The sequence below is a fragment of the Kineosporia mesophila genome (assembly GCF_021129235.1).
Lineage (GTDB): Bacteria > Actinomycetota > Actinomycetes > Actinomycetales > Kineosporiaceae > Kineosporia > Kineosporia mesophila.
On record NZ_JAJOMA010000001.1, the window covers coordinates 436,407 to 450,409 of the forward strand.

The window sequence follows — 14,003 nt, forward strand, 5'->3', positions numbered from 1 at the left end:
GGCGGACGCCCTCGCCGAGGTGTCGACGGTGCTGACCGACCTCTCCGCGGCATTCGGCCAGGCCGTGGTCCGGGCCGGCAGTTCCGCCGGGCCGAACGTCTCGGCCCTGACCGGCCTGCCGCACCTGAGTGCGTCGCTGCTGCCGGAGACCCGGTCCTGGCTGGCGGCCAACGCGCCCGTCCTGCCAGGGCTCCTGAGTGACGGGATTCTCGACAGGAACGCCGGACTCGGCAATGTGCTCAATCTCCCGGTCCCGACGGCTAACGGGAACGGCACCACGCTGGGCCAGGTGGTGCGCGACGTTCTCACCGTCATGGGCGCCCCGGCGCCGGACGTGCCGCAGCCGGACGTGCCGCAGACAAACCAGGCGCCGGAAGCCTCCGGCGCCCCCCGGGTCCGGTTCAACGCCTCTGGCGATGTCAATGCCCGCGAAATCACCCAGACGATCCCGGACACGTCGCTGGGCGCACGGGACCCGGCCTCCCTGAGCCTGGCCGAGATCCACGAGTTCGTGCGCGGGGCCCTGGTGCAGCACACCGATCTGCGCCAGGCCGTGGAGATGGTCATGCAGGCGGGGCTGCGGCCGACGCCGGAAGACCCGATGCCGCCGTCGTTCTTCGCCGAGATGAAGGCTTTCGGCGACGGTAGTGTCCTGAACGTGGACGCGGTGCTCGACCGCACTACGGCCCGGACGGGTGAGACGGCCGACTGGGTCAACAAGGTGGTGGCCACCGCCGGGCTGGGGCCGCGGGACGCCGCCAAGCTGAGGGCACAGATCCGTAGGGCCCTGACGGATCCCGACCCGATGGCCTGGAAGAGGCTGATCCAGAGCGGTGTCACGGTCACCCGGGGCGACGTCTCGGTGAAGCTGAAGTTCGACCCCGCGACCATGGTCTACAACCCCCAGGAACCGCTGGAGGAGTTCCTCGTCCGGTACATCAGCGCTTACGGCGACCTGACCGTGGCCCAGGGCCAGGCCAAGCAGTACAGGACCGGGTTGTCCCTGGTGCTCGACCCGCTGATCTTCCTGGCGACGGCCGGCCCGCTGGGCCACGTGCTGCCGATGCTGCGGATCAGTGGCGGCTCCGGCGGCACGATGCGCTACGGCACCACCAGCGAGGTCCAGTCGGGCCTACGGCCCCTGGTCAATCCCCGGGACGAGTTCTGGGTCTCGCTGCAGGTCAGCGCGGAGGTGTCCAGGAACGGTGCCCCGGTGGTGATCCCGGCACCACCGGCAGATGGGTCCGCCCCGGCCGTGACGCCTCCGGGAACGCTCGACCTGCCCGGTCTGCAGGCCGATTTCGCCAAGACGTTCTCGACGCTGCCCGGTATGACGATCGCTTCGCCGCACCCGGTCGTCACGGTGGCGGAACCTGAGGTCCTGCAGGGACTCACGTCCACCGTCAACGCGGTGAACCTCCAGGCGGTCCTGGACGAGATCGGCAACCAGCTGGAGCGGACGTTCGGCGGGCACACCGCCGCCCTGGACGACCTGATGACGCAGATCGAGGAGCACTTCCTCAGCGAGGCCACGGGTAAGGACCGCACCGAGTGGTGGCAGTCGGACAGCTACGTCTCACCGCTCTTCACCAACGCCGAGCTGAACTTCTCCGGGTACCTGCGCGTCGGTGCGGTGCCGGAGACGATCCAGTACGTGGCCACGACGGCGGACAAGGTCTTCATCCGCGCCGACAAGGCCGACACGTACACTCAGAAGGACGGCAACGACATGTCGTTGCACGCCGGGGCGGCGATCGGCGTGAACTTCAGCTTCAAGGTCGGGGAGAACCTGTTCGCCCCGACGGTGACGCTGCCCACCCTGGAGACCAGCAGCAAGTTCCACCGCACGGCGGGACTGCAGGGGCAGAACAAGGTCGCCACCATGCGGCCGGACCATCTTGTGCGCTACAAGGCGATGTTCCGCTTCACGGTGGACATCCGGTCGGCCCACAACATCCCGGTGTTCCAGGTGAGCAACGCGCTCGAGCTGGGCATCGGGCAGAACCACGCCGACCGGTTCGAGGCGCAGGCCCTGAACGGGACCGCGACCGGCCGGGTCCGGGTGGGCGACGGCCAGGCCCCGCCGGTTCCGGCGCACGCGTTCTCGTTCGAGCCGACGGCGAGCCGGGCCGACACCACCCTGCCCGCCCCGGTCACGGTGAAACCTCGCTTCGGCAAGGCAAGACCGCTGATCGGGCAGCCGGTCGGCAACATCCGTGACCTGGTCCGCCTGAGTGGCCAACGGCGTCCTCAAAGCCCTCCGACGCCGGCGCCCCCGACCGCGGGCCAGAAGCTCAGCACGCGGGTGGCCCGAACCTTCACCGGGCCGCTGCGGACGATCCGGCACCAGCTGGCCGGCGGCCCCAAGGTCCGGATCGAACTGACCGTGCCCGAAGGGCACAGCCTGAGGTCCCACCGCGGGGGGTCCCCGCGCACGTCGTACCAGTGGCGCAAACTGCGGAACGCCAAGAACGTCTTCATCAACCAGCCCGGCCCGATCCCGAACATCGATCTGCGCTACCGCCTGGACCAGGACGGTGTGCCGGTCTCCGGGCCGGGCATCGCCCTGGGCCGGACCACGCCGTTCTCCCGTGGGCCCCTGCTGACCGCGGACCATCTGCGGAGCCTGGCCGGCCGACGTCCGGGCAGCACCTTCGAGATCGAGGTGCCGGCCGAATTCGAGCCGGGGGCGGCCCGGGCCTGGAACCAGCTGAGGGAGAACCCACCCCCCAACGTCCTTTTCGTGGACAGCGCCTCGGCGGCGCCGACCCTGCTGAACCCGCAGGACGCCGTCCGGCTGACGTCGGTGGTGGACCGGTACGTGGTCGGGCCGGACGGCAAGATCCACGGTGCGCGGGACATGCGGGTCTCCGCCGGGCGGATCTACCTTCCGGACGGCCGGGTACTGCCGACGGAGCAGCGGTCCCAGGCGGGCTGGAGTGCCAACCCCGCACTGCGGCTGGTCTCCGCCCGGCCGTCCCGGGCCGTGCTGAACCAGGTGCAGCGCATCCCGCGGGAGCCCCTGTCCGTGGAGAGGACGAGCACGGTCTCCACCACGGTCACTCCCAACCCCGACGGCTCGCCGGCCGCTGCCACTCCCGATTCCGTCCGGGCATTCGACGATCTGGAAACGGTTGCGCCCAGACTGCTGTCGCAGCTGGACCGGCTCCGGCAGGCGATCCGCACCGGCGGGCAGGTGCAGGTCAGCTACTCCCCGGCGTTCCGGGAGATGCTGAACGGCAACAGTTTCGAGAGCCAGCAGTGGTCACTGGTGAACCGTGTGCTGCGCGCCAGCCCGGTGGTGCAGTTGCTGGCGGCGGACGGGACCCCGGTCACGCAGGCGGGTATCACCCCTCCCAGCCACATCACCCTGGACGTGCAGCCCGATGCCCCGCTCGCCGCCACGTCCGCTCTCGAACAGACGATCGGAGACCTGGTCGCGGTCGCGCCCCGGCTTCAGCCGCAGCTGAGAGTGCTTCAGCAGCAGCTGAGCGCGGACGGAATGGTGCAGATCCACTACAGCCAGGCGTTCAACGACCTGCGGCAGTCCGGTACCCCGCAGGGTCGGCAGTGGGCGGCCGTGCACGAGGTGCTCAGCAACAGCCCGGTGGTGCAGGTGATCGAGCCGCACGGCCAGAACCTCTCCAATCCGGGTATCGCCCCGCGGCACCGCATCGTGCTGGACTTCCGCACCCAGCTGGCCTCCCTGACGCAGGACGCGGTGGGGGTGGTCACCGCCTCGGCGCCGCAGAGCCCGTGGAACCGCGAGTTCCGCCCGGAGAACCGGGAACCGCTGATCTTCGCGGCCGGTAAGGGCCTGGGCCCGGTCGTGGTCGACGCCCTCGTCGGGGTGACACCGATCCTCCAGCACTTCCGGAACGTGACCGACCACATGCGCCGGGTGGCCGGGGTCGAGCACCGGACGAACGTCCGGCAGGACAACTGGCACGACCGGGCCCTGGTCCTGCGGTTCGGCCGGCCCGGCATCGAGGCCCAGGGCCGCACTCTGGAGACCGGTTCCAGCATCGACCACTCGTACGACATCGGAGACGTGAACTTCACGTTCTCGATGGCCTGGCAGCGTCAGGAGATGCTCGGCGACCCGATCGTCGAGGACAGCCTCGGCCTGGACGTCCAGGCGAAGAGCACGATCTCGGTCGACACCGGGGAGGGCCACGACTGGAAGGCCGGGACCGAGGCCGGCATGCACCTGCGGGCCCACATGTTCAGCATCCTGTACTTCGACTTCGGCGGGCCCGAGATGAGCGCCGGAGGATCCCGGGACAAGGGGATCCTCAACGCCCACGCATCGAAGGAATACCACCGGATGCGGACCGGTGGGAAGGTCGACCGGATGGAGGCCCGGTACCTGGTCACCACCACCTGGGCGGCCAGCCGGAACGGGAACATCATCTCCGGCGGTATCCGGCAGTTCAACGACACCACCGCGGTGCTGGCGCTGTCCCACCACCTGAAGTCCCCGGAACCGCTGAGTATCGACGACGTTCTGCGGGCCGGTCAGGTCACCGTCATGGTCGGCGAGCTCGACGGGGCCGCCGAAGGGATCCTCACCGCCCCGGACGGTGCGCCGTCCAACCTTGTCGACATCCCGCCCCGCGCCTACACCGGCATGATGCTGGCGATCGCCGGGACCAAGGAGATCACCGACCAGATCTCCGAGCTGGCCCGGCAGAACACCGTGCCGAAGCCCGGTTTCGTCGAGATGCTGAAGCACGCCATGGTCGGCACGCCGTTGCTGGACCGCCGCCGACCGCAGGCGCCCGGTGAGCTGACGGCGTTCTCGGACTCCAACTCCCGGTACGGGACCCCGGAACAGATTCTCCGGTCGGGCACCCCGACCTTCCTGGAGGCCCTGACCCGCCGGGCACTGGGTGGGCGCGGGCTGACCATCCACGTTCCCGGTGGCAACGACGGGTTCGACCACGCCGTCGTCGTGCGGTTCGGCCTCTACGACCTGCGGCACCGCATCGCCTCGCCGTCGGTGGCACTGGAGCAGTACACCGAGGGCGATCTGCGGGTCACCTACGTGAACGACTGGTCGGTCGCCGGTCACATCGGGGCCTCGGCCGGTGTGGTGGTCCGGCCCGGCGCGGGCGCGACGACGGGGGACAGCCAGCACTCCCAGTCGGGTGTGCCGGACAACAAGGCCAGTGGCCCTCAGGCCGGCGGCGCTGTGGGGGCCGGGGGCGAGCTGGCGCGGGGCTCGGCGAAGAGCCACCTCGACGGTGCGCTCGTGCTCAGCCTGATCACCTACGCCGGGAGCGCGCAGTACCCGACGCACGTCTACCAGGCCGATCTGATCGCGAGCCTGCACCACGTGAAGTGGCGGAACCCGACGTTCCGGCGCTTCCAGGTGACGCAGTCGGACACCACGAACGTACGGGTGGACGCCGGGGCGGAGCTCTACGTGCCACACGTGCGCGCCCTGGACCTGGGCCTGCCGGTGCCGGCGGGTTTCGCCCCGGCGCCGACGGCCGACCCGCGGGTGCCGCTCCGGCTGATCGACGAGGACTTCCAGGGCAGCAATCAGCCGATCGAGACCTACGACGCGCAGGACGTGCTGCCGCAGATCCTGGACCGGTTCCGCGACCTGGCGGCCGATGACCGGGCCGGCAGCTACTGGGACCGGTCGGCGGCCTGGCTCCACGGCATCGTCGCCGACCGGAACCCGATGCGGGACGGCCGCGATCGCGCCGCGTCGGACGTGATGCGGGGCCTGGAAGCGTTCTTCGACGAGCAGGCGATTCAGTCCAACCACCACACGGCCGAGAGCGTCGGCCTGGTCTATGTGATCACCACCCCGACGAAGCCGGGCGGGGTCACCTTCACCACCATCGTGGTGAAGGCCCACGAGGGACACGCCCCGGCGGCCTGGGTACGCGACCGCAAGGACGCCAAGGTCACCACCGGCGGTCAGCTGTTCGTCCAGGACGGGAAGTCCCAGCAGACAGTCAGCATCCGCCACCGCAGCGGGCACTTCCAGGCCCGCTGGGGCGGTGACAACGGTGCCCGGGTGCCGGTCCAGATCGCCGGCGCCAAGATGTCCGGCACGCTGGTGAAGAAGGGCGAGAAGCAGACCTCCCGGGACATCCGGCGGGCCACGCCGGCCGATGCCTCGCAGGAGTTCCGCAAGGATCTGCAGTTCTCCATCGACATCTACCGGTCCACCGAGGGGCCGGAGGTGCTGCAGAACATCGGGGACTTCAGCGCCGCGATCGAGAAGAGGCTGCCGGACGTCTGGAGCCAGGAGGTACGTGACTGGTGGGCCGGGAAGATCGGCTCGTCGACGAAGCTGAGCTCGGACACCGTCAACGGCTCGTACCGGTTCCTGGTCCCGAACCACCTGACCACGGCGGCCCCGGCGACTCCCGTGACACCGGCGGCCGCCTTCACCCCGACGGTGTTCAGGACCAGCGAGAACCCCTTCCCGGCCGCTCCTGACGCAGCCTCCCGGGAACTGGGCAAGGCCGTCGGCGACATCATGCAGGTGCATGTCGTCAATCGCACGGACGAGGTGGCGCCCTGGGTGCAGGTGGCCGCCAACCGGCCCGGCCTGATGGGCCGTTCGCCGAACCGGCCGCTGCCGAACTTCGGGTCCGACTTCGCGCCCGGGGGGATCGACCACGGCACGGCCACGACCCGGATGTCGCCGCGGAGCATCGGCTCGAGCGTCGGTGCGATCCTGGGATCGGCGCAGAGCGAGGTCTTCCGGGACGGCCAGAAGGTCGTGGAGCCGACCCGCTACGAGATCACCCACCGCGACGGCACCAAGAGTGTGCTGGAGTTCCTGCCCACGAAACTGCGCTGGATCACCCGCGGGAACTACGGCAGTGCCCTGACCTTCCCGCAGAACACCCTGGAGCCGGAGTCGGACTCCGAGGCGTTCCAGGGCAGTTCGATCGACGCCGGGGTCGCCGCCGGGCACAACGCCGGCCGGCCGATTCTCGGGGCGCACGAGTCGACGCTGATGACCGGCAGCGCCAGCGCCGACCGGGGCACCGAGAAGAAGCAGCAGCTGACCACCTCGGCGGCCGCCTACGTCGAGTACAACAGTGAGCGCAAGGGCCTTTTCGACTACTACGCGGTGGACGGCGACTACGTCCTGACCGGGCCGCGCGGGGTGAGCGTCCGCGGCACGATGACCGACGGGCTGAAGGGCATCATGCCCGCCTCGTACGGGCACGCCCTCAGCCAGGAGTTCGACGCGGTCGAGCGTCCCCCGTTCCACCTCGACGAGGTGATGGACTACACCACGCCCGACCACGAGGCGGCCGTCGACTTCCCGGCCCTGCGGGACTGGCTGCTCCAGGACGTGCCGGGCGGCCGGGCCCAGCTGGTGGACGAGACGGTGCGCCTGTCCACCCTCACCGACGGCACCGGTGAGCACACCCGGTTCGCCCAGTTCCTCGCCACCGACCTGGGGCAGAGCGTCGAGCTCGTCGCCTTCCACGCGGACGGCCGGCGCACGATCACGACCTTCGCCCCGACCACGGACGACGGGTCCGCCCCGCCGGTCGCGGACGACCAGGGCACCCCGGTCATCGCGGCTGACCTCGAGGAGATTCCCAACTCCGAGCTCCACACCGCGGTGAACCGGGCACTGCAGTTGCGCGGCCTGCCTCCGATGGGACCGGGTGAGGTGGCCACGGCCGCCCTCAAGGTGGTGGCGCGGGTGAGCAACGTGACCGACCTCGCCGACGAGATCATCATCCGCCGCGTCGTTCCCGGCGTTCCGACCCCGCGCGAGGTGCACGCCGAGGTCAGGAAACTGTTCGACGCCGGCCACGGTGACCGGATGGCCCACGAGCAGACCCGCAGCCGGAAGGCGGCGGGGAAGCAGCCGTCCCCGCGGAAGATGCCCGACCAGGACCGGATCAAGGATCTGATCGACGGCTACCTGAAGGTGCGGCCCCGGGGCACCGACATGGGTTCGATCAACTCGGTGGCACGCCGGGTGATGGTGGACGAGGGACTGTCCGGTTACTTGCTCGGTGGCGCCCCGATGCCGCGGCAGCCGTTCTTCGACCCCTCGGCCGCCGGACCCTCGACGGCGGGCCCTTCGACGGCTGCGACCCCGACGATCCCGGCTCTGCCCTCCGCCGCCGAGCTGGGCATTCCCCAGGCCACCTACGACGCCTACCTGGCCGATCCGCAGGCCGTGCAGACATCGCTCACCGGGTCCCGGGCTGTCCCCGAGGGCAGCGACGTGGAGATGGACGACTCCGACAGCGACTACAGCTCGCGGGAGAGCGACGGGGCACCGCTGCCCGGGGTGGGCGGCCAGGTGGTCGCCGGTCGTGGTCTGTCCGCCGGAGTTGCCCAGGAGGTCGTGGCTTTCGTCAACCGGACGCACAGCCGCCTGGCTTCCTGGGTGGAAGCCGGATTCCAGCGGAACCGCAACGGCGATCTCCTGCTGCCCCCGGACGTCTGGGCCGGCGCCCAGGAGACGCTGTCGACCCCGGCCGCCACGTTCCTGTACACGAATCGCGGTGACATCGCGATGGAGGTGCGGGACGACATCCTCGCCGACCACGAGGCGTTCGAGGTGGCGCTGGAAGACGCCGGCCTGCACTACCTGGAGCTGTCGACCGTCGACCAGAACGGCACGGTGAAGCCGCTGGGGCAGGTGCTCGAGGGCGTGTTCTCGACGCCGCGGGATATCGGCCGGGCTCGTGAGAGTTATACGCAGGCACTGCGTCTCACCGTGGATGCCCCGCCCACGGGTGTCGTCGGACAGGGGGCCTTCGTCCGGGAGGACACCGGGGTCTTCGACGTTCCCCCGCCGCCGGTGCTCGTCGCCCTGGGGCATCAGGGCCTGAGTCTGGACTCGATTCCCACGGCTCAGTTGCCGAGCCTGTTCGAGCGACTGGACCTGCGCCACCCGGACCAGGCGCAGAACACCGCCGCACTGACCGACACCCCCGAGTTCGTCATGCCGACGGGGGACGGTCGCGAGCTTCTGCGGTCGGTGTTCTCGATCTGGGCCGGGGACCCGGTCTCCGCGGCCAACCCGGTCTCCCGCGGGTTCGCCGACAATCTGGCCGACCGCGCCGCCTACCTGCGCGCCCACAACTCCGCCGCCGAGGCGGCGCGTGGCCGCGGCGAGAACACCGGGTCGCGACCGGTGCTGCCGCCGGTCCTGCTGACCGACCAGCCGCGCTCGGCGTTCGAGGCCGCGGCCCGGGGCGAGGGTGACCCGCGGATCCGGGACATGCGGAACTGGGCCCTGGAGAACGGCATCGTCCTGGTGAGTCTGGGCGAGTTGTTCCCGCCGGGGGACAATCGTCAGCTGCACGCTCAGGCACAGGCCTTCCGGGACTGGCGCACCGGTGAGGGCTACGCCGCCCTGAGTGACCTGACCCGGCTCTGGATCCCGCGGCTGGGAACCGGTTACGCGGATCCGGACATGCGGATCCACGACATCGACCAGTTCTTCGCCTCCGCGCTCCCGGACGGCCTGGCGATGGCCCAGCCGCTTCCCGGCGCACCGAGCAACACGGCGTTCCTGACGAGCCGTGGTCATCCGATGGGCCAGGGCTACCTGGACCAGATCGCAGACCACCTGGGGCGTTCCGAGGAGCAGCTGTACGGTGAGGCCTGGGAGCACGCCGACCGGGACCGCAACGAGACGTACTGGTCGGACCGTCGCAACCACAACATGCGGCCGCTGGTGATCAAGCTCACCGGTACGTTCGACATGCAGCGCCTGAACCAGGACATGGGCCGGGCGCCGGAGGCGGACTACGGTCTCCTGCGGGGGACCGGGTTCGCGAGCGCCAACAGCTGGGGCACCTCGAGCCCGCTGGCGCTGCGGAAGTGGACCACCCCGGAGGGCGCCACCGCGGCCCTGCACGACGCGGCAAACCGGCTGATCGACGAATTCCCGCGTCGTCGCGGAGATCTCCACCTGGTCTCGGTCGCCCCGATCGTCAATTCCCTGCCGTCCCCGGCCGCCGGGTGGGCGGCCCTCACCGACCTTCTGCTCTCGTCCCCGGTGATCGTGGCCCAGCTGCGGTCGGTGACCGACCGTACGATGGTGTTCGGTCACGCCGACCCCTCCGAGTACCGGCCGCTGACGCAGTACGTCCCGCTCGCCCGGATCGACACGATCGACCTGCCGGCGAGCGTCCGGCAGCGGTTCTGGCCGGCCGACCCGGAAAGCACTCAGCCGTCCGGGGAATGGCGGCTCGGGGAACTGCGCCGTCCGGTCCAGGCCCCCGTACTGCCGGTCCCGGCCGACGGGCCGCTGTTCACCGGTGTCACCACGGGCTCGCTGAGCCGGGAGATCGACCAGGGGTTGCGCACGGAGTGGCTGACCGCCCGGGTCGATTCCGCCCGCACCACTCTGGAGACCATGCGGGAGCTGGGCGGGCCGTGGAGGCAGCAGGCGGTCCGGGCGGAGCAGGACGCGCGGGACCTCGTCGGCTCGGTGGCCGGTGCCCGGAACCTGTCCCAGGTCCGCGGTGTGCGCGGGCAGGTCCTGCGGGAGCAGGTGCTGCCACTGGTCACGGCCGTTCTGCTGTCCGGCGGTTACCCGGGCGGCCGGGTCGACCAGGCCGTCCGGAGTCAGCTGGAACTGCTTCTGCCCGAGACGATCGCGCACCTGGAGGCGGACAACACCGGCGGTGGGCGAGGTGGCGCCCCCGGGGACGGCCCCGCCGTCTCCCGCAGCGCGGAGGAACTGCGGCAGGACGCGGTGCAGTGGCTCGACCGCCCGACCGCCCCGGACGGGGAGAGGGCCTCCGCACAGGCACGCCGGTTCCTGCCGCAGCACATCGGCGGGATGGGGCGTCTGGGGGCGCTCGGGATGACCGACCGGGCCTCCGCGCAGGTTCTGGCCGGCGAGGTGGGCGCACCGGCCCGGGACCTGCTCGACATCGCCGTGCTGACCGAGCAGGTCTACGGACCGGACTTCGGCCGTGAGGAAATGCGTTCCGTCGCAGTGCTTTATCAGATTGTCGCCGGTGATCCGACGCTGCTGGGCGCGACCGGGCTGCGGACCCCCGACCACACGGTGGCGTTCGGGCACCTGCAGTTGCTGGCGGCGAACGGTCAGGTGGCCGTGCTCCCGCAGACCGGGTCGGCCGGCGCCAGCACGCCCGCCTGGCGGGTCGTCGATGACCTGACGGTCCGGGAGATGGCGGACGCGGCCCGGACGCTGGCGACGTCCACGGTGGTCCCCGACAGCCGGGACCTGTACCGGGCCTGGGCGGGCGGTGTGGTCCCGCAGCCGGTGGCGATGACCTCGGTGTGGTCCCTGTACGGGCTGAGCGCGTTGCTGACAGGACTGGGAGACGGTGCGGCCGCCCGGATCCTGCCCGAGGACACGGGTCCGGACGGCCCGGCGGTCCTGGCGCAGAACCGCTCCGGTCAGGTGCAGTGGCTGGACCCGGACGGTGCCTGGCATCCGCTGGCCGACATGCCGCTCGAGGTGGCGGCCGAGTCCGGCACCGTGGGCCTGGAGAATGCCCGCGTCCAGGTGAGGACGCCGGACCGGCAGCCGGTTCCGGCGTCCGAGGTGGCCGCGGCCGTCAACGTGCGGCGGGGTGTTGCGGCAGCGGGACAGCAGCTGTTCCCGGAAGGAGCGGTGCCGGACGACCTGCCGAACAGCGTGTGGCGGTGGATGCGAGGTGTCAACGGCGGACAGGACGCGGCGTTGCCCTCGCGGGAGCGGGTCAACGCGATCGCCGCGCGGCTTCTGCTGCGGGACGTGCAGGGTCGGCGCTCTCCGGCGGACTTCCTCCGGGAGATCGCGAACGAGCACGTCGGAGGCCGGTTCGGGCTGCACGGTGAGGGTCCCGGAAGTGGCTCGGGGGACACGCCCAGGGCGGGGGAGCCGTCCGGGACGTCCCGGACGCCCGCGGGATCGTCCCGGGTACCGGCGACGTCCACCTGGGGTCTCAGTGGCGGGGCTCCCTCGTACGCCTATGTGGGCGTCACCATGGTGGCCGGCGAGCAGTGGACGACCGTCGGTGCCCTCTCCGAGGGCGAGACCGCCGACATGCGAGTTCTCGCGACCGACGGCATGTTCCACGACTACGAGAGCGTGCGGGAGTTCCGGGACCACGCGACGGGCCGGACCGACAACGTCGGCAACCTCGCGGCGCGCGGTGGTCAGTCCCGGGTGTCCCGCGTCTGGGTGCGGTTCAGCCCGCCCGGCACCACGAACGTCATCGGTGAGAACCACACCCGGGTCACCCTCTTCGACATTCTCGAGGCGGTCGGCTCGCGCAGCTTCGTCTACGAGCTGTTCCCCAAGGACGACCTCAGCAGCCATCCGGCCACGCTGGCGGCCTTCCGGCAGATGAACCAGCACCTCTGGCAGCCTGTCCTGGGGGCGGTGAGCGACCGGGAGATCCGTAAGTTCGGCGGTGAGTCGATCTACCCGAAGCTGGGTGTCGCGATGCTGGACGTGCAGAACCTGGTGCGCGACGGCAACATCACCCCGACCCCGGCCGGAGCCGCCTACGTCGAGGGCCCGTGGCAGAACCTGCTGAAGATCGGCTGGGCTTACGCCGGTGAGGTGAAGGCCAGCGCCCGTGACGCGCTGCTGCGGGGAGGCCGGGCCGATGTGCGGGCCACCAAGGTGAACCTGCGTCTGGTGCGGTCCGAGACGAATTCCGTGCTGGCACCTTTCATGGACTCGCTGACGGCGCAGGGATTCCTGCGGGCCAGCCTGCAGGCGCACGCCCGGCGGATCGGCCCCGAGCAGTTCCAGAACCGCTTCCTACCCGAGCTGGAGAGGTTCACCGGGGCCTTCGTCGAGGCCATGCGGGCCCGGCTGGCCAAGGACCCGGACCTGTCCCCGTCGGACGTGGAACAGCTGGCCGCGATGGACGACGCCACGATGTTCGCGCAGTGGCGCAACCATTCGCTGCTGGTCACCGCCCGCGCCGCCATCGCCGGGGGAACCCGGTACGTCGGGATGGGCGACAGCCACATCCCGTACCTGTTCCAGCATCGCGTGGGTGCATCGGGCGGGGCCGAGTTCTACCGGATGGGCACCGACAACCTCGATTCCTTCCGCGACCGCACCGAACTGATGACCCGGCGCCGGGTGCCCGCCAACGTCACCTCGTCCGAGGCCGAGGTCGGCCTGGAGTTCACCGATCAGGGCGTCGCCGAGGGACTTTCGCCCCAGGAAGTGACCAACGAGGCCAACCAGTTGCTGCGTGAGCTGGCCGCCTCGGGTGAACGCGTCCGGTTCCTCGACCTGGACATCGTGATCGACCGGATGGCGCAGGTCACCGACCCGCCCACGGACGCCCGTGGCATGGCCTGGGAAATTCTGCACCTGGACCCCGAGAGCGATGCCCTCCTGCTGGCCGGCGGGGCGCGGGACCCCTTTTTCCGGCCGGACGGCCGGCGGATGCCGGGCCGACTCGCCTTCGACAGCGTCGGCCGACCGCTCTTCGTAGATTCGGCCCCCGGTGGCCCGCAGGGCCCGCTGAACTTCGAGGGCCTCGACATGCTCTCCCCCGAGAGCGATTTCGTTCTGCCGAATGACGCGACCGATGCGGCTGATGCCGAAGGGATCGCCAGCCCGGACCGGGAAGCCGCCTGGTCGGCCCGGGTCGATGCCTCGAACGCGGTGATCGAGCAGGCCCGTGGTCTCGGTGGCCGGTGGGCCGACTTGGCGCGGACGGCCGGCGACATCGGTCTGCGGGCGAACCTGGTCCCCGGTGGGGAGTCCGTCCCTACCGCACTGCTCGACGCCCCCGGCGCGCGGGCGATCCAGGAGGAGTACCTCCAGACCCAGTTCGACCTGGGGAACGCGACCACCGGCCAGGAGCGCGCCGAGCGGGCGGCCGTCGACACGCTGCGGCGCTCGGGCCGGCCGTCGCATCACCCAGGTGCGGAACCGGTCGACCCGCAGGCCCGGATCGCCCGCCGTCTCGGCACGGTTCCGGCCGCGTTCACCTCCTTCTCCGCCGAGCGGGCACTGCCTCAGCTGGACCGGGTGCTCAGGGAGATGGGTACGG

Annotated in this window: 1 protein-coding gene (only partly in view); it reads left to right on the forward strand. The window is 70.8% G+C overall.

Every position in this 14,003-nt window falls within one protein-coding gene, locus LR393_RS01825, for a hypothetical protein, read on the forward strand. The gene is 52,350 nt long; 13,973 of those nucleotides lie to the left of the window and 24,374 to its right, leaving coding positions 13,974-27,976 in view — codons 4,658 (partial) to 9,326 (partial); the first complete codon in view begins at position 2. Both codon boundaries (start and stop) fall beyond the window edges.